We start from the raw sequence: 17501 nt of genomic DNA on the forward strand, positions 1-17501 counted from the left end.
GCAGACATGGCGCGCGGGATCGCGGCGGTCAACCAAACCCGCATCCCGCGCGCGGGCCGTACACTATTCAATCGCGCAATAGATCTCGGTTCGCAGGTCTTCGGGTGTCGTCTCCGCCGGATCGTCGACATAGATTTCCCAGACCGGCATCGTCCCCTTGATCCCCTCGGCCCCCATGTAATCCCAGAGCGCCCTATGGGTCTGGTTCAGGTTGTCATAGGGCCCGACATGGACCGCGTGCATCGCGTCCCCCGCGGGCAGGGTTTCGGCCTTGATCGCCCCGCTGGCCTTGGCCGCATCCTCGGGTGAGACCATGACCGCGCCGCGGAACCGCAGCAGTTTCGGATCCATCACGGTATAGACCGCCATCGGCATCGACAGGGGCGTCAGGCTCGCCTGTCCGACAAAGCCGAAAACCTCCGCAAAGGCCGATCCCATCGCGTCCGCGATCTCCGGGCCGAAGGGGCATTCCCGGTCCACATAGATGTAGGATTGCTCCGGCAGAATCTTGCGATGGACGTCCATATCACGCACCTCCTCCGGCACCAGGATACAGCAAATCGGGGGCGTTTCACAGATTCGCCGGAACCGGCGGGCGGGGATCGGGGTTGCCCTGTCAGACCCTGATCAATCGGAGATGCACAATGGAAACCTGGTATTTTCTCGCAGGCCTGTTCCTGTTCACCATGTTCGCCTTCCTCGTCTGGGCGGGCATCAGCAAGAAACGGACGGAGGATCGGTTGGATAATCCCAACGCGCCGAAATCGTCCCTTGCCAAGGACGGGCCCGGCCCGAACCCCGTAACGGCACCGCGCCACGATCACGCCTGATCGACCCTTTCGGCGTCCGCAACGTGGCTTTGCGATCGGCCCCATGATGTGACGCGCCCAGCTCTGCACCGGCGCTCCATCCAGCCCCACCCGGCATACACACGACGTGCGTGATGCGAAGCGGAGGATGCATGATCGCCCGGCAAAAGGACCGCGCCGCCGCGTACCCCTACACCAGAACGCAAATCGGCCCGGACGGATCGTCCGGGCCGATTTGACGTTTCTTGGGGCGTTGGGCGCCGCTGGTTAGCGGCGGCAGCCCGACGCTGCCGCATCCAGCCGTTCAGGCCGGCGCGGTACGGATGCAACGCCCCCGATGGCACATCAGTTCTTGGCCTTGTCGACCATCTTGCCTTCGGAGATCCACGGCATCATGGCGCGCAGCTTTTCGCCCACTTCTTCGATCTGGTGGGCATCATTCAGGCGGCGGGTGCCCTTGAAGTAGGGCTGACCGGCGGCGTTTTCCTGCATGAAGTCCCGCACGAATGCGCCGGTCTGGATGTCGCGCAGAACCGCCTTCATCTTCGCCTTGGTCTCATCGTAGGGCAGGATGCGCGGGCCTGAGACATATTCACCGTACTCGGCCGTGTTGGAGATCGAGTAGTTCATGTTCGCGATGCCGCCCTCGTAGATCAGGTCCACGATCAGCTTCACCTCGTGCAGGCACTCGAAATAGGCCATCTCGGGGGCGTAGCCTGCCTCGACCAGCGTCTCGAAGCCCATGCGGATCAGCTCGACAAGGCCACCGCAAAGGACGGCCTGCTCCCCGAACAGGTCGGTCTCGCATTCCTCGCGGAAGTTCGTCTCGATGATGCCGGACCGCCCGCCACCGATCGCGGAGCAGTAAGACAGCCCGATTTCCAGCGCGCGGCCCGAGGCGTCATTGTCGACCGCCACAAGGCACGGCACGCCGCCGCCCTTGGTATATTCGCCGCGCACCGTGTGGCCGGGGCCCTTGGGGGCCATCATGATCACATCGACGCCGGGCTTGGGTTCGATCAGGCCGAAATGGACGTTCAGGCCGTGGGCAAAGGCGATCGCCGCCCCGTCGCGCAGGTTGTCGTGGACGTATTTCTTGTAGGTCTGCGCCTGCAATTCATCGGGCATGGTGAACATGATCAGGTCGGCCCAGGCGGCGGCCTCGGCGATTTCCATGACCTTCAGGCCCTCGCCCTCCGCCTTCGCCTTCGAAGCGGAGCCGTCGCGCAGCGCCACGACGACGTTCTTCGCACCGGAATCGCGCAGGTTCAACGCATGGGCGTGGCCCTGGCTGCCATAGCCCAGAATGGCGACCTTCATGTCCTTGATCAGGTTCACATCGCAATCGCGATCGTAGTAAACGCGCATGTCTCTCTCCTATTGGAATAAGTGCTGGCGCTGCTTTTGCCGGAAGATGCGCGCGATTTCGCCGTTTGCCGTAGCCTGCATTCTGCAATAAAAGAAAAATTCATGCGCTCTATATCCATTTAAGAGAAAACCATGCTTGACGATATCGACCGGCGGCTGCTCCGCCATCTGCAAGCGGACCCGGCGCAGCCCACGGGCCAACTGGCCGAGGCCGCGCGCGTTCCGCTGGCCACCGCCTACAAGCGGCTGGAGAGGCTGCACGCCACCGGCATCCTGCGCGGTCAACACGCGGTGATCGACTGGCAGGCGCTCGGTTATGCGGTGGAGGTGTCGCTGCGCATCACGCTCGACAAGACCAACCCGCGCGCCTTCGATGAATTCCTCGCCGCCGCCCGTGACGTGCCGGACGTGATCGAGATCCAGACCTTTCTGGGCCGCGTCGATGCACGCCTCAAGATCATCGCCCGCGATCTGCCCGCCTATCAGCAAATCTACCGCGACCGGGTGCTGACCCTGCCCCATATCGCCGATATCGAGGCGCTGATGCAGGTGGCCACGATCAAGAATACGCAAAGTCTGCCATTATGATCCCTGATCCGACCGACCTCGCCATCCTGCGCCATCTGTCCCGCGACGCCACGCTCAAGGCGTCCGAGGTTGGCCGCCGCGTCGGGCTCAGCCAACCGGCGGCGTGGCGACGCATCCAGCGCCTGACGGATGCCGGGATCCTCGCCGGGCGCAGGCTCGACCTTGACGCGGCGGCCCTCGGCTTCGGCGTCACGGTCTTTCTCGGCGTGAAATTGTCCACCAAATCGCGGACCAATCTTGAGGATTTCGAACGCGCGATCACCGCCATTCCGGAAGTGCAGACCGTCGAACACGTTCTCGGCCTTTACGATTATCGCCTGCGTGTCACCGCGCGCGATCTGGCCGATTTCGAGCGGGTCCTGCGCCGCCGCATCATGACCCTGCCGAGCGTCGGCAATGTGGAGGCCAACGTGCTTTTGTCCGAGGAACAGCGCCCCGGCCCCCTCTAGCACGGGGTTTACCCCACCGCGCGGCACCCGTATCCAATTCCAAACGGAGGATGCGCCCATGAAAGCCCTACTCGATAATGTCGATCCCGATGGTCTGCTGGAATATTCCGTCGTCTTCACTGACCGCTCGCTGAATTCCATGTCGGTCGCCTTTCAGGGCGTGATGAATGACATCTCCGCCATGCTGAAACAGGTCTACAACGCCGATGCAGTCGCGCTGGTCCCCGGCGGCGGCACCTTCGGGATGGAAGCGGTGGCCCGACAATTCGCCCAGGGCCAAGACGTGCTGGTTGTGCGCAACGGCTGGTTCTCTTTCCGCTGGTCGCAGATCCTCGACGCCGGTGGCTTCGCGGGGGACGTGACGGTGATGAAGGCGCGCCCCGCGGGCAACGCGGCCCAGTCCCCCTACGCGCCCGCACCGATCGAAGAGGTCACGGAGCGCATCCTAAGGGACAAGCCCGGCATCGTCTTCGCCCCCCATGTGGAAACATCTGCCGGCATCATCCTGCCCGACGCCTATATCAAGGCGCTCGCGGACGCGGCCCATGAGGTTGGTGCCCTGATGGTGCTTGATTGCATCGCGTCGGGCTGCGCCTGGGTCGATATGAAGGCCACCGGCGTCGATATCCTGATCTCCGCCCCGCAAAAGGGCTGGTCGGCGCAACCCTGCGCGGGTCTCGTGATGATGTCCGACCGCGCCGTGGCGCGCATGGCGGAGACGGAGTCCAACAGCTTCGCAACCAACCTCAAGACATGGCACAATATCATGCTGGCCTATGAGAATGGCGGCCACGCCTACCACGCGACCATGCCCACCGACGCCCTGCGCGTGTTCCGCGACACGATGGTGGAGACGCGCGATTACGGCTTCGACAGGCTGAAAGAGGCGCAATGGGCGTTGGGGGACGGCGTGCGCGCGATGCTTAAGGAAAAGGGCATCCAATCGGTCGCCGCCGATGGGTTCGGCGCGCCCGGCGTCGTGGTCAGCTACACACAGGATCCCGATATCAAATCCGGCGCAAAATTCGCGGCCCATGGCATGCAGATCGCCGCAGGTGTGCCGCTGCAGGTGGATGAGCCCGCGGATTTCATGACCTTCCGCCTCGGCCTCTTCGGGCTCGACAAGCTCTACGATACCGATGCCGCACTCGCCCGCCTGAAAACCGCGCTGGACCAGGTCTTCCCCGACCGCTGAGTGCTCCCGCGCGCCTGCTGTCTTTGCTTCACAAATACCTCGGGGGGTATGGGGGGCTGGCCCCCCATGGGCCGCGCTCACATCCGAGCGACGCCAGAGGCGGTTCAGCCCCGCGCCCCAAGACCCGCGCGCATCAGCGTTTTGCGCACCGGCGAGACGGTATAGAGTGCGTTGAGCGCGCGCAGGCGCAGATCCCGCAACCCCTGACTTTCGGCCATGGACGCCCGGTTGAGCGCATCGACCCCCGCCACCCGCGCCATGATTTCTGTGTGGCGCGTGCGGTGGTAGCGGGCAAGCCCGTCCGCCGCGCCCGGATCGTCGCGGTTCTGTTCCGCCACATCCAGCAAGGCCGCAATGTCACCCAGGCTCATGTTCAGCCCCTGCGCGCCGATGGGCGGGACCACATGGGCCGCCTCCGCCACCAGGGCCACGCGCTCGCTTTCCATCCGCTCCGCGATCTGGCTGATGATCGGCCAGATCGTCCGGCGGGAGGCGAGCTTCAATGGCCCGTAAAGCCCGGCGGAGCGCTCCGTCATCTCCGCTTCGAACGCGGCCTCTGGCAGATCGGCCAGCCGCGCCGCCTCCGGCCCTCGCTCCATCCATACCACGGCGGAACAGGGGTGGCCGTCCCGGTCGGGAAGGGGGACCAGGGTGAACGGACCGCCGCTGCGGTGAGTCTCGGTGGAGATATTGTCGTGGGGCCGTGCATGAGTCACGGCGAAGGCCAGCGCCTTCTGGCCGTAGCGTGTCGTGCGCGCCCTGATCCCCGCCGCCGCACGGACCGGGGAATTGCGGCCATCGGCCCCCACGACCAGTTTCGCGCGCAGCCTTGTGCCGTCGCTCAACGTCACAAGCGCCTCCCGCTGCCGGGTCAGGAGGTGTGCGGTGCCGGTGCCGGGGCGGAAATCGGCATGGGGCAGGCTCTCCAGATGCGTCACCATTTCCCGGCGCAGCAGCCAGTTGGGCAGGTTCCACCCGAATGGCTGGTCCGAGATGTCGGCGGCGTCGAAATCGTGGATCGCACGCGCCTCCGGCTCCGCCCCACCCGCATCGACGATCCGCATGACCTGAAGCGGCGTGGCGTGGGGCGCGAAGCGGTCCCACAGGCCGATCCGGTCAAGGAAATCGCGGGCCGGTTGCAAGAACGCGGTGGTGCGCAGATCCGCGCCCGCCTCGTCGCGGCCCGTCACCGGCGGCGCCGGATCGGCGCAGACCACCCGGAAGCCCGCCTGCGCAAAGGCGATCGTTGCGGCCAGGCCCGCCACGCCCCCGCCGGAGACGAAGATGTCGATGTCGTCAAACTGCGCCATGGGTCAGACATATGGCGCGGGCGGGGCTTGGGAAAGCGACCTTCTGTCTCAATCCGACAACCGCCCGAGGAAGGCACTCAGATCGCCGGTATGGTGGTGGATATGGTCGGCGGCGACGGGATCGGGGGCCACGTGGATCGTGGTCAGCCCCATCGCGTGGGGGACAGCAAGGTTGCGCGCCTCATCCTCGAACATCGCGGCGCGGGTGGGGGTCAGGCCATCCTGCGCGAACACCGCCTCGAACGCGGCGCGGGCGGGTTTGGGGTGAAAGCGTGCATGTTCCACTCCGTAGATCGCATCGAACAGCCCGCCAAGCCCCCGCGCCTCGGCCACCGCCGCGGCGTAGGGCGCGGTGCCGTTGGTATAGATGATCTTGCGCCCCGGAAGGCCCGCAATGCGGCGCGCTAGGGCGGGGTCCGGCGACAGGACGGAAAAGTCGATGTCGTGGACGTCGAGCAGATAGGGCTCCGGATCCAGATCGTGATGGGTCATCAAGCCGGCCAGCGTGGTCCCGTGTTCGGTGTAGTAATGGTCGCGTAGGTGGTCGGCCTCCGCCTCCGACACGCCAAGGGCCGCCATGACATAAGCCGTCATCCGCGCGTTGACCTGCGGGAAGAGCGCCATCGAGGGCGGATAGAGCGTGTTGTCGAGGTCGAAGACCCAGGTTTCGATGTCTGTCAGTTGCGCCATGTCGCGGGAGTATTGTGCGCGCGGCACAGGTGCAAGTGGACTGGACAGGGCAAGGGGGCTTGCCTAGCGTGCAAAGCCTTGAGCAACGGGACAAAAGCGCGATGACGGATGCCGGCCACAAAGACGCCTACGGGATGATCCTCGAAGCCATCGACGGGGGCATCTACCGGCCCGGATCGCGGCTGGTGGAGAGTGAACTGGCCGACCGGTTCGGGGTCAGCCGCACCCCGATCCGCGAGGCGTTGCAGCGGTTGGAGACCCAAAGCCTGCTGACGCGCGACGGCCGCTCGCTGATCGTGGCCTCGCTGGACCATGCCCAGATGGCGGAGCTTTACGCCGTCCGGCAGGAGCTGGAGGGGCTGGCCGCGCGCCTTGCCGCCAAACATGCCGCGGAGGAGGAGGTCGCCGTCCTGCGTGACATGGTCGAACAGGACCGCGGGCTTCTGGGCGATCCGGAGGCGCTGGCGCGCGCCAATCGCCGCTTCCACCACCAGATCCACCTGGCGTCGCACAACCGCTATCTCGTGCAGCAACTGGACCTCGTCTATCGCTCCATGGCGCTGATGGCGCGCACCTCGCTGGCCGCTGCGGGCCGGGGGGAGGATGCGCTGGCCGAACACGGCGCCATCGTCGACGCGATTGCGGAGCGGGACGGGGACCGGGCGGCGGACGCGCTCAAGGCGCATTTGTCGACGGCGTTCAAGGTGCGCCTGAAGGAAGAGGCTCAGCGCGGCTGAGACGGCGCGCCGACCACGCGCAATCGCGGCATCGGGCGCGGGCGGGCGGTCTCTTCGCTGGACGCGCCGAATTTGCCATGGGCGGTCTTGGCCCAGAAGAACGGCCGCGCGATCAGTTCCACCAGGGCGATCCACGCGGCGACGGAGCCGAAGATATAGTAGGGCTCGACCAGAGGGGCGATGCGGCGCAGGTGACGCAAATGGGCCGCGCGGCAGGCATGGACGGAAATCGCGATCGACACGATCAGCCCCCCCAGCATCAGCGCCGCCAGAAATCCGTAGCCCCCCGGCGGCAGGGCCGCGTCAAGCGGATGCCAGAGGCCGAATGCCTTGACGAGGAAGCTCCACAACAGGGGCGCGGTCAGGAAGCCAAGAACCGCGCCGAAGACCTGCACCTGTAGGCCAAGGAACCGCCACCAGCCCAGATCGCGCAACAGGCGTCGGGGCTGGCGCATCGCGGACCCCCAGGTGATGAGGTATCCCTTCAGCCAGCGCGAGCGTTGCCGGATCCACGGCAGAAGGGCGGCATTCGCCTCCTCATAGGTGGTGGTGTCGACGATCTGCGTCTTGTAGCCGGCCCGCGCCAGCCGCAGGCCCAATTCCGCATCCTCGGTCACGTTATGGGCATCCCACGCGCCCACCTCTTCCAGCACCGGGCGGCGCAGAAAGACGGTGGTGCCGCCCAGGGGCACGACGAGGCCCATCCGCTGCACACCGGGCAGAAGCACGCGGAACCATGCGGCATATTCGATCGTGAACATCCGGCTCAGCCAATTGTGGCGCGCGTTGTAATAATCGAGCCGCCCTTGCAGGCAGGCGACATCGGGGGGGACTTCGGCGAAGCGTTCCACGACGCAGGTGATCTGGTCGGGTTCGGGGCGATCCTCCGCGTCGTATATCCCCACGATTTCACCACGCGCGAAATTCAGCGCGTAGTTCAGGGCGCGTGGCTTCGTCTGCGGACCACCGGGCGGGACGGGGATCGCGCGCATCCACGGCGGCAGATGGCCCACGCGCAGCGCCTCCTGCGTCAAGGGATCGCTCTCCTCAACCGCAAGGATGATGTCGAGCCGTTCGGGCGGGTAGTCGATTTTCCGAAGCCGTTCCACCAGCGCGCCCGCCACTTCCGGCTCCCGGAAAAGCGGGACAAGGATGGAGACGGTGGGCAGATGCAGGTAGCGACTGTCGGCGGCATCGGATTGCGGCGCATCCCCGTGGCGCAGGGATTGGGCGAACGCCGCGCATTTCAACGCGCCGTTTGCGGCGAAGACCGCGATGGCGAGGCCGAAGACGATAACGCTCAAGATAACGGGCGCGACGAGGGCCAGCGCGATGCCGAACAGAAGAAACGCCAGCACCAGCCGACCCATCGCGTCTGCGCGCCAGGACCGGCAGGAATCGCGCACCGGGGCGCGGCCTTCGGCGGCGCGCGCCATGTCGTCACCGTAGACAAGGCGCTGCGCGGCCCGGATCTGCGCTTGGGACGCAAGGACGGTGACGATGCGGACGCCCGCGGGCAGGATCGCGGTCAGGTCCGGCACGCAATCGGGTCGGCTGGTGGCCACCACAAGGGCGCTGCCGGTGCGCCGCCATATGACCGCTTCGGCCGCCAGCGCCGCGCGGGGGGGCAACAGGGCCGCCGCCTCCCGCTCCGGCGGGGCGCTGGACAGATCGGCAATGCCACATCCGTAGATCTCCGTCAGGGCCGAAAGCAACTCCGCCTCCGTCAGGACGGCGCGGGCCATGAGCACCTGGCCGAGCGACAGGGACGTGCCGCGCATGGCCGTGAGCGCGGCGTCCATGTCGGGGTCCGACACGATGCCACGCAGCAGGAGCGCATCGGCAAGGCGCGTCGCCTCCGCCTCCGTCAGGTTTGGTTGAGAGCCGGGCGGCGTATCATCCGCCAGCCCACGCGCTTTGCCCACGGCGCGCTGCAACACGCGCCGTGCCCTCGCCTGTTCCGGTGAGGGGGAGGGGGTGGGGGACGTGTCGCCGTCCAAGCCTGACCGACCTTTGCCTTAGCGGCTTAGGTGAATACGGGCCTAACGTCCGCCAGCAGGGTTAATTTTTCGTAAACGGTTGCGCCATCGCCCGAATGCGGGCCGGGCGGCGTTGATCAGGCCGGGGCCTTGGCGTGGTCCTGCACCGCCGTGGCGAAGCGTTCGAAAAGGTAGAAGCTGTCCTGCGGTCCCGGCGACGCCTCGGGGTGGTATTGGACCGAGAAGATCGGCTTGCCCTCCACCGCGATCCCGCAATTGGACCCGTCGAAAAGGCTCACATGGGTCTCCGCCACGCCGTCGGGCAGGGTCTGGCTGTCGACCGTGAAGCCGTGGTTCATCGACGTGATCTCCACCTTGCCGGTCGTCAGGTCCTTGACGGGGTGGTTCGCGCCGTGGTGGCCGTGGTTCATCTTGACCGTTTTCGCCCCGAGCGCCAGCGCCAGCATCTGGTGGCCCAGGCAAATGCCGAAGGTGGGCAGGCCCGCCTCCAGCACACCCTTGATTGTGGGCACCGCATAGACGCCCGTGGCCGCCGGATCGCCGGGGCCGTTGGACAGGAACACGCCGTCGGGCGAATGCGCCAGGACCTCCTCCGCCGACGCGGTTGCGGGCATCACCGTCACGTCCATGCCGGCGCTGGCCAGACACCGCAGGATGTTGCGCTTGGCGCCGTAATCCAGCGCCACGACCTTGGGCGCGGGGCCTTCGCGTTTCGTATAGCCCTCGGGCCACGCCCACCGCATCTCGTCCCAGCGATAGGACTGCGCGCAGGTGACGTCCTTCGCCAGATCCACGCCCTCCAGCCCGGTAAAGTCTCGGGCGGCGGCGACCAGCGCCTCGATATCGAAATTGCCGTCGGGATCGTGCGCCAAGGCCACATGGGGCGCGCCCTGTTGCCGGATCGCGCGGGTCAGCCGCCGCGTGTCCACGCCGCCGATGCCGATCCGGCCCGTCCGTTCCAGCCAATCGACCAGATGCGATTGCGCGCGCCAATTCGACGGCTCCGTCACGTCCCATTTCACCACCATCGCCTCGGCCACGGGATCGGCGGTCTCGTCATCCTCGGGATTGGTGCCGGTGTTCCCGATATGGGGGAAGGTGAAGGTCACGATCTGGCCCGCATAGGATGGGTCGGTCATGATTTCCTGGTAGCCCGTCATGGCGGTGTTGAAACACAGCTCCGCCACGCGGATGCCCGTGGCCCCGAACCCGCGCCCGTAGAAGAGTGTGCCATCGGCAAGGACAAGGCAGGCGGTCGGGTGATCTGGCATGGGGGACGCTCCGATATGTGGCAGGCGGGCAAACTTTCGGTGGTCTAAGGGCCGGGGCGAGGCGGGTCAAGGCGCATGGGTTGTGCAAAGGGCCGCACGCTCCTATCTAGGCGCCTTCGATACCCCCGACAGAGCGGAGATCCCCCATGGGCTTGAGAGCGAAGATCACCGAAGGCATCAAGACGGCAATGCGCGAAAAGGACACCGTGCGCCTGTCGACGCTGCGCCTGATCAACGCGGCCGTGAAGGACCAGGACATCGCCGCGCGTGCCAAGGGCAACGCCGACGGCGTGGACGATGGCGAAGTGCTGGCCATCCTTGCCAAGATGGTCAAGCAGCGCCAGGAAAGCGCGCGCGCCTATGAAGAAGGCGGACGGCTGGAATTGGCCGAGCAGGAGCAGGCGGAAATCGTCGTGATCGAGGATTACCTGCCGCGCCAATTGTCGGACGAGGAGGTGGGCCGCGCCGTGGATGCCGCCATCGTCAAGACGGGCGCATCGAGCATCCGCGACATGGGCCGCGTGATGGGTGAGCTGAAGTCTCAATATGCGGGCCAGATGGATTTCGGTCGCGTCGGCCCGATGGTGAAGGACCGCCTTGGATAGGCGACGCCGCCATGTGACATCAAAAGGGGCGCAGCCGGGGAAGGGTGCGCCCCTTTTTCATGCCGTACGCCGGGATCAGCGTGTCGGGCCGCGCGTCACCTCGGGCTGGCACAACTGGAACGGGCCGCAAAACGTGCCGGGTTCGGGGAAGGTCGTGCTGGGGAAGCTCACGCTTTGCGCGGCCAGGGGGGCGCTGAGGGCAGTGGCCGCGATGGCGGCGAGGATCAGGGAACGCATCTGCTTGTCCAATCATCATTCGTTGCGGTGATTGGAACGTGGCGATGGAGCCCCCCGGGCGCGCGCCGGATTTGAAAATCAGTGCAGGTTCGCGGGGATCGGCGCGCGATTTTCGGAATCGGCGCGGGCCGCGGGATGGCTCAGCGCGTCGCGCCGGAACTCCGTCGGGCTTTGACCCGTCGCGGCCCGGAACGCGCGGTTGAACGGACCCAGCGAGGCGAAGCCGACGTCATAGGCAATCTCGAGGATCGTGGTGCCTTCGCCTTCGGGATCGGCAAGTTGGGCCTTGGCGGCGGCGATGCGGTGGGAATTGATGAAGCTGGAAAAGTTGCGATGTCCCAGCCCACCATTGATCGCCCGGCGCAGGCGGTGTTCGGGCACGTTGAGCTGGGCGGCGAGCCCGCCGATCGTCAGCCCCTCCTGCCGCCACGCGCCTGCGGCCATGGCGGCCCGGATGCGCGTGATCAACGCCGTGTCGGGGCCGGCGGAAGACGGCTCGGGCGCGGGCGACGTGTCCGATTGGCCCGGCCAACGGTCGATGGCGGGGTTTAGGATCCAGATCGCGAAGGCCAGGGTTACGGCCAGAACGCCGGTCGATTGCATCAGGGCGAAGGCCAATCCCTCGCTGTCCATCAACCCCAGCGCCTGCACCCCGGTCAGCGTCGCGCCAAGCCCCGCAATGGCCGCCGCAAAGCCCGGCCGCGCCCGGCAGCGGCACTCCACCAGGTCGTCGCGGGAGGACCAGAGCGCCAGGCCAAACAGGCCCGCGTAAAGCAGCGCCGCGCTGGCCGCGCAAAGGACCGCCGCTACGCTGTCGGGATTGAGGTGATGCACCAGCAAGAGGCCGGAGACGAGGGAGGAGGCCACAAGCCAGGGCCAGCGGCGGAAGGGCGGATCGACGAAGATCGTCACGATCAGCCATGTGACCGCGTTGGGAACGAGGCTCGACAGCAGGATCAGGTTGGTGGCGATCAGCGGCGGGAACGCCAGGGGCGTCGCGCTTGTCAGCAGCAACATCGCGGATTTGGACAGGGCGACTGCAAGGATCGAAATCCGCCCCTCCCATCCGATAGGCGCGCGCAGCAGGAGGCCCGCCAGCAAGGCAAGCACACCGATCGCCGCGCTACGCAGGGCGAGATCCAGAAGCTCCATCACCACGCTCCTTCGCGCTGTGGGTCCGTTTCGGGACAGACTACAGGAAAGGAGCGGAAGGGGCGCACCGATTTCTCGAAACTGGGCCGATTTGCGAAAATCGGCGGGGATTTGTCCGTTAAGGAAGGCGGCGCCGCCGGAAGCGGACCGGCTCGGGACGGCCCCCCGCGTCAGGGAAGCCATGGACAGAATGCGCATCAGGTGTCCGACCCCAGTCGCACCCTGTAAAGGCGTCGGCGAGGTCCGAACGCTCAAGATCCGGTGTCAGGCCGGGCGTCACCCCGGACCCGTTTGGTCGACCGGGCATATTTGTCCGCTGGCGGAGTGAAGATCGGGTTAACGGATCGCGGAAAACTGGCGCGATTGTCGAAAGGGTGATCCGGCGATGGCGCGCCTATGTCGGGTGGGGTGCCGCGCCGAGGGACCGTTCAAGGATGTCCTTCAGCTCCACCCGTTCCAGCGGCGTCAGGAAGGCGCCAAGCTCCACCTCCCGCGCGCCGCCCTTGAGAGTCAGGTAATTCGGCACCGGACCGCCGCGTGCGTGGAGCGTGGCGCGGACCCAATAGGGGTTTGCCTCCCAATCCAGGGTGGGTTTGCGCGGCGCATGGCGTTCGACCCGGATCAGGTCATCCCAAACCAGCACATCCTCGTAGAGTTCCTTGTCGCGCCAGGATCGTTTCAGGGCCGTCCAGATGCCCCAGACGGCCGCGACGAGGAATGGCAGGAGCGCCCAGAACACGGACGTGCCGAGGATCGAGAACAGCGGAACGGAGATCAGCGCCGCCGTGACGCCGATGAACCACACGAACCCCTCGGGCGTGAGGGATTTATAGGGCGTCAGGCGCAGCGACAGGCGCGGCGCGCCGCGGGATGGCGATGTGTCAGCGGGTGTGGCGGTCGTGATCGGCATGGGATCTATTCTGCTGCGTTCCACACGCGGGGCAAGTGGCAAGCGGTCGCGGTCGGCTATCGGCTGCGCCGCGGCTGGATCAGCGCCCGGACGGTCAGGACAAGCAGGATGAAGAGGGCCGCCGTCGCCAGGGCTGCACCCGTGGCGGAGATGGCGTTCCACCACTCGACCGCGTCCGCGTAATCGCCATAGCGGCGCGGCATGCCGCTGCGGGGTGTGAACACCTGTGGGGCGATCATGAAGGCCGTGCCGAGGCCGAATACGCAGATTGCGACGGCGCCCCAAACGGCCACGCGCCGTGTGGACCGGCGCAGCACCAGGACATAGGCGGCCCCGATCAAAACGACAAGAAGCGTCAGAAGGCCTAGGTAGTGGACGTGGGCCACCACGTAATAGGTGTCGTGGTAGGTGCCATCTGCTCCGGGCTGGCTCAGCGTGATACGCTGCGGGGGCCGGAATCGAAAATAGGCGCCCCCGAGCAGGGCGCCTATCGTTGTCAGAATAAGCCAGTCGTTCCAGCGCATGGCGCGCGTCAGTGACCCGGCTGCTTGTCCCACATCTCCCGCGTCGGAAGCTCCTCGAAGGTGTGCTCCGGCGGTGGGTTGGGCAGGGTCCATTCCAGCGTGTCGGCATGTTCCCCCCAATAGGCGGGCTCGGTCACGCGGCGACCTGCCGCGAGCGTGTAGAACACGATGCCGATGAAGAAGATGAACGAGGCGAAGGAGATGAACGCACCGATCGAGCTGACGTAGTTCCAAAGCGCATAAGCCTCGGGGTAGTCGATATAGCGGCGCGGCATGCCCTGACGGCCCAGGAAGTGCTGCGGGAAGAACGTCAGGTTCGCCCCGATGAAGAACACCCAGAAATGCACCTGACCGGCCCATTCGGGATATTGCCGCCCGGACATCTTGGCCAGCCAGTAGTAGACGGCTGCGAAGATACCGAAGACGGCCCCAAGGCTCATCACATAGTGGAAATGCGCCACGACGTAGTAGGTGTCGTGATAGGCGCGATCCACACCGGCCTGGCTGAGGATGATCCCCGTCGTCCCGCCGAGCGTGAAGAGGAAGATGAAGCCGAGCGCGAACATCATCGGTGTCTTGAAGCTGATCGAGCCCATCCACATCGTCGCGATCCACGAGAAGATCTTGATGCCTGTGGGCACCGCGATCACCATGGTGGCCACCATGAAGTAGGCCTGCTGCGTCAGGGTCATGCCCACCGTGTACATGTGGTGCGCCCAGACGACGAAGCCGAGGCCCCCGATCGCCACCAGCGCGTAGACCATCGGCAGGTAGCCGAAGATGGGCTTCTTGGAGAAGGTGGAGATCACGTGGGAGATCACGCCAAACGCGGGCAGGATCACGATGTAGACCTCGGGGTGGCCGAAGAACCAGAAGATATGCTGGAACAGGATCGGGTCCCCGCCGCCCGCGGGATCGAAGAAGGTCGTCCCGAAGTTCCGGTCGGTCAGAAGCATGGTGATAGCGCCTGCCAGAACCGGCAGGGACAGGAGCAGCAGCCATGCGGTCACGAAGACGGACCAGGCAAACAGCGGCACCTTGTGCAGGGTCATGCCCGGCGCACGCATGTTCAGGAAGGTGGTGATGAAGTTGATCGAGCCGAGGATCGACGACGCACCCGAGACGTGGACGGCGAAGATCGCGAAGTCCACCGCGCGGCTGGTTTCAACACCCTGGGCCGAGATCGGCGGATAGAACGTCCAGCCCGGACCCGCGCCGCCGTCGATGAAGACGGAGCAGAAGGCCAGGCCCGTACCGGCCACATACATCCAGTAGCTGAGGTTGTTGAGCCGCGGGAACGCCATGTCCGGCGCGCCAATCATCAGCGGCATGAAGTAGTTGCCGAAGCCACCGAAAAGGGCGGGGATGACGACGAAGAACATCATCAACACGCCGTGGCCGGTGATGTAGACGTTCCACGTATGGCCGTCCGGATTGCCGTCCAGCTGGTCCATCGTCCCCAACAAAGCCTGGGCTTCGACGGGGTTAGCGGTGGCGATCATCGCCTCGAACTGGGCCACCAGATCGGCGCGCAGGCCGCCTTCGATCACGACGGTCGGCTCACCCTCGATGGTCTGCGCACCCGCAAGAAGCGTACTTTCCAATGATCCAAGCTGGTCGGCGAAGGCGTTCGTGCCCCCGCCCGCGGCGGCCAAAGCCTCCCCCAATCGGGCGAAGACGCCCTGAATGCCATCGGGCGACGCGTCGAAGGGGATGTACATGTATTGCACACCCGGCTCCATCAGCTCCATCCGCATGTAGACGGTGAAGGCCACCGACACGAGGCCCACGAGGCCCGCGGTGAACAGGTACAGAATACCGATGTCTTTGTGGTTGGTGGACATGAACCAGCGGGTGAAGAACCCGCGGTCGTCCTTGTGGTCGTGCCCTGTAAGGGTGGCGTCAGCCATGGCCGTCTCCTGTTCGCGTCTTGGATGCGCGTATTTTGCACGCCCAACCCCGTCCGGGGCCGGATAGTTTTCGAGTCTGAGCTTCGGTTTAGTGCGCGCCGAGGGATGGATCAACGCGACAAGCCGCGCGGCTGCGCGAAATGGGTGGGTAATATTGGCGCAGGGCCGCAGACGCGCCGGGCCGTCGCGCATTATCGTGCAGACCGCGCAAGGTCAGCTGCCGAAAACCTCCGCAAAACTGCGTTTGAGCGCAAGGTCGGCATCATGCATCGTCACCGGCAGGCCCAGATCGACAAGCGACGTGACACCATGGTCCGCGATCCCGCAGGGTACGATGCCGTCGAAATGGCTCAGATCCGGCTCCACGTTGAGGGAGATGCCGTGGAAGCTGACCCATTTGCGGATGCGCACACCGATGGCGGCGATCTTGTCTTCGCGCTGGCTTCCGTCGGGCAGGGGGGGCTTTTCGGGCCGCGTGACCCAGACGCCGACGCGCCCGTCGCGGATTTCGCCTTTGACGTTGAACTCCGCCAGGGCGGCGATCACCCAGGCTTCAAGCTGTTCCACGTAGCGCCGGATGTCACGGCTGCGTGTGTTGAGGTCGAGCATTACGTAGGCCACGCGCTGTCCCGGCCCGTGATAGGTGTATTGCCCACCGCGCCGGGTGTCGTAGACGGGGAACCGATCCGGGTCCTTCAAGTCCTCGCGCTTGGCCGATGTGCCAGCGGTATAGAGGGGGGGATGTTCCAGCAGCCACACGGCCTCCCCCGCGTCGCCGCGCGCGATGGCGTCGGCGCGCGCCTCCATCTCCGCCACCGCGACATCGTAGGGGACGGGCGCGTCCGAGGTGATCCATTCGACCATCCGCTACCGGGGCAATAGCCCCGCCTCCTTCACCGCCTGGATGTGGGAGCGGCTGACCGGAATGTCAGCCCCGTCCTCCATGCGCAGTTGCGCCCCGTCGCCCTTGCGCGCGGCGCTGGCCACCCCACCCAGCGCGATCCAATGGGAGCGGTGGACACGCAGACCGGCCACCGGCGCGGCCTCCCGCATGGCGTCGGAGAGGCGGATCAGAACCAGCTCTTCGCCCTTGGTGGTGCGGATGCGGGTGTAGTGATCCTCCGCTGAAAGGCTCAGCAGCGTACCGCGCTTGTCCAGCGGCAGGCGGTCCAGGATCGGGGGCGCGGCCTCCCCATCATCTTGCTCCTGTCCGCCTTGCGTGTTCAGGACCTGGAAAATGACCGTCACGATCAGCGCGATGGCGAGGAACTGAACCAACAGACCAGGCCAATCGGACAGGTTCGGGACGTAACCGAAACTCACGTAATTGAGCGCCGTGATGACCGGCACGATGCCGATCCCGGTGGCCAGGCCATTCACCGCGACGCGCTGCAGCACGCGCCAGTGCGCGGGCAGGTGCGGGGTCAGCCATTCGTCGATGAGGAGCCCCACCGAAAACGTGCCTGCCACCATCACCAGCCAATAGGCGAAGCGCGGGGCGAGGGTCAGACGCTCGCCTGTGGAAAACGGCCCGAGGATCGCCAGAAGCGCGGCGATTGCCCCGATGATCACGAGGGTCACGGGGTCCGAAAACCGGGTCCGCCATTCACGAAGCGCGGATTGCGATGGGCTGTCGTTCACGAAGCGCACCCTGTGACTGGCGAAACGGGGATGGAGCCTGCGCGGCCCCGCGATCAAGTCCTAGCGCAGGACAAACCACTTGCCAAACCGAGACCGGAGAGATCG

At 65.8% G+C, this 17501-nt stretch carries 19 protein-coding genes; 6 read left to right on the forward strand and 13 right to left on the reverse strand.

All coding sequences use genetic code 11. The features are described from left to right. Positions 1 to 63: 63 nt before the first annotated feature. Positions 64 to 525 carry a GyrI-like domain-containing protein gene (locus tag KUW62_RS03355; RefSeq protein ID WP_224814103.1) on the reverse strand — a complete coding sequence of 154 codons (462 nt, stop codon included), beginning with the start codon at positions 523 to 525 and terminating at the stop codon, positions 64 to 66. Positions 526 to 644: 119 nt separating this feature from the next. Here KUW62_RS03355 and KUW62_RS03360 point away from each other — a divergent pair, with 119 nt between their 5' ends. Beyond that, the gene (locus tag KUW62_RS03360) at positions 645 to 830 is read left to right on the forward strand and encodes a hypothetical protein (protein ID WP_224814104.1); all 186 of its coding nucleotides are present in this window, start codon (positions 645 to 647) and stop codon (positions 828 to 830) included. Between the two features lie 324 nt (positions 831 to 1154). On the opposite strand, the gene ilvC is transcribed toward KUW62_RS03360, so the two are convergent. Next, a complete protein-coding gene (ilvC, locus tag KUW62_RS03365) occupies positions 1155 to 2177 on the reverse strand; it encodes a ketol-acid reductoisomerase (protein ID WP_224814105.1) in 1023 nt (340 codons plus the stop codon). A 132-nt stretch (positions 2178 to 2309) separates the two neighbouring features. Between ilvC and KUW62_RS03370 the strand changes: the two genes are divergently transcribed. Genes KUW62_RS03370 through KUW62_RS03380 form a run of 3 tightly spaced genes read left to right on the forward strand, consistent with a single transcriptional unit; the run spans position 2310 to position 4409 of the window. Continuing rightward, a complete protein-coding gene (locus KUW62_RS03370) occupies positions 2310 to 2765 on the forward strand; it encodes an Lrp/AsnC family transcriptional regulator (RefSeq protein ID WP_224814106.1) in 456 nt (151 codons plus the stop codon). Continuing rightward, entirely contained in the window at positions 2762 to 3214 is a 453-nt protein-coding gene (locus KUW62_RS03375; RefSeq protein WP_224814107.1) for an Lrp/AsnC family transcriptional regulator, read from the forward strand. The genes KUW62_RS03370 and KUW62_RS03375 overlap by 4 nt, the downstream gene beginning before the upstream one ends. A gap of 58 nt (positions 3215 to 3272) precedes the next feature. Beyond that, positions 3273 to 4409 (forward strand): aminotransferase class V-fold PLP-dependent enzyme, encoded by a 1137-nt coding sequence (locus KUW62_RS03380; protein WP_224814108.1) that lies wholly within the window; start codon positions 3273 to 3275, stop codon positions 4407 to 4409. A gap of 104 nt (positions 4410 to 4513) precedes the next feature. On the opposite strand, the gene KUW62_RS03385 is transcribed toward KUW62_RS03380, so the two are convergent. Both KUW62_RS03385 and KUW62_RS03390 read right to left on the reverse strand, forming a co-directional pair. Continuing rightward, entirely contained in the window at positions 4514 to 5719 is a 1206-nt protein-coding gene (locus KUW62_RS03385) for a UbiH/UbiF family hydroxylase (RefSeq protein ID WP_224814109.1), read from the reverse strand. A gap of 48 nt (positions 5720 to 5767) precedes the next feature. Next, positions 5768 to 6409: a pyrimidine 5'-nucleotidase gene (locus tag KUW62_RS03390; RefSeq protein ID WP_224814110.1), complete on the reverse strand. Its 642-nt coding sequence runs from the start codon at positions 6407 to 6409 to the stop codon at positions 5768 to 5770. Positions 6410 to 6510: 101 nt separating this feature from the next. Between KUW62_RS03390 and KUW62_RS03395 the strand changes: the two genes are divergently transcribed. Then, on the forward strand, positions 6511 to 7146 hold the full coding sequence (locus KUW62_RS03395) for a GntR family transcriptional regulator (protein ID WP_224814111.1): 636 nt from the start codon (positions 6511 to 6513) through the stop codon (positions 7144 to 7146). Here the strand turns inward: KUW62_RS03395 and KUW62_RS03400 are convergent. After that, positions 7134 to 9146: a glycosyltransferase family 2 protein gene (locus KUW62_RS03400; protein ID WP_224814112.1), complete on the reverse strand. Its 2013-nt coding sequence runs from the start codon at positions 9144 to 9146 to the stop codon at positions 7134 to 7136. The two genes, KUW62_RS03395 and KUW62_RS03400, sit on opposite strands and share 13 nt — an antisense overlap. Positions 9147 to 9262: 116 nt before the next feature. Further along, the gene (gene carA / locus KUW62_RS03405) at positions 9263 to 10417 is read right to left on the reverse strand and encodes a glutamine-hydrolyzing carbamoyl-phosphate synthase small subunit (protein ID WP_224814113.1); all 1155 of its coding nucleotides are present in this window, start codon (positions 10415 to 10417) and stop codon (positions 9263 to 9265) included. 146 nt (positions 10418 to 10563) lie between these two features. Here carA and KUW62_RS03410 point away from each other — a divergent pair, with 146 nt between their 5' ends. Further along, positions 10564 to 11022 (forward strand): GatB/YqeY domain-containing protein, encoded by a 459-nt coding sequence (locus KUW62_RS03410; RefSeq protein ID WP_224814114.1) that lies wholly within the window; start codon positions 10564 to 10566, stop codon positions 11020 to 11022. Positions 11023 to 11097: 75 nt separating this feature from the next. Here the strand turns inward: KUW62_RS03410 and KUW62_RS03415 are convergent, their stop codons facing one another. The 7 genes from KUW62_RS03415 to KUW62_RS03445 form a co-directional block, all read right to left on the reverse strand. Then, complete coding sequence (locus tag KUW62_RS03415) at positions 11098 to 11259, reverse strand: hypothetical protein (protein WP_224814115.1); 162 nt, start codon at positions 11257 to 11259, stop codon at positions 11098 to 11100. 78 nt (positions 11260 to 11337) lie between these two features. Beyond that, positions 11338 to 12411 carry a helix-turn-helix domain-containing protein gene (locus KUW62_RS03420; protein WP_224814116.1) on the reverse strand — a complete coding sequence of 358 codons (1074 nt, stop codon included), beginning with the start codon at positions 12409 to 12411 and terminating at the stop codon, positions 11338 to 11340. A 394-nt stretch (positions 12412 to 12805) separates the two neighbouring features. Further along, on the reverse strand, positions 12806 to 13321 hold the full coding sequence (locus KUW62_RS03425) for a DUF2244 domain-containing protein (protein WP_224814117.1): 516 nt from the start codon (positions 13319 to 13321) through the stop codon (positions 12806 to 12808). Positions 13322 to 13377: 56 nt separating this feature from the next. Beyond that, positions 13378 to 13845 carry a cbb3-type cytochrome c oxidase subunit I gene (locus KUW62_RS03430; protein ID WP_224814118.1) on the reverse strand — a complete coding sequence of 156 codons (468 nt, stop codon included), beginning with the start codon at positions 13843 to 13845 and terminating at the stop codon, positions 13378 to 13380. A gap of 8 nt (positions 13846 to 13853) precedes the next feature. Continuing rightward, positions 13854 to 15755, reverse strand: a complete 1902-nt coding sequence (locus tag KUW62_RS03435; RefSeq protein ID WP_224814119.1) for a cytochrome c oxidase subunit 1 — start codon at positions 15753 to 15755, stop codon at positions 13854 to 13856. Positions 15756 to 15968: 213 nt separating this feature from the next. After that, positions 15969 to 16619: a lipoyl(octanoyl) transferase LipB gene (gene lipB / locus KUW62_RS03440; RefSeq protein ID WP_224814120.1), complete on the reverse strand. Its 651-nt coding sequence runs from the start codon at positions 16617 to 16619 to the stop codon at positions 15969 to 15971. A gap of 3 nt (positions 16620 to 16622) precedes the next feature. Beyond that, complete coding sequence (locus tag KUW62_RS03445; RefSeq protein WP_224814121.1) at positions 16623 to 17396, reverse strand: LytTR family DNA-binding domain-containing protein; 774 nt, start codon at positions 17394 to 17396, stop codon at positions 16623 to 16625. Between the last annotated feature and the right edge of the window lie 105 nt (positions 17397 to 17501).

This window comes from Hasllibacter sp. MH4015 (assembly GCF_020177575.1).
Lineage (GTDB): Bacteria > Pseudomonadota > Alphaproteobacteria > Rhodobacterales > Rhodobacteraceae > Gymnodinialimonas.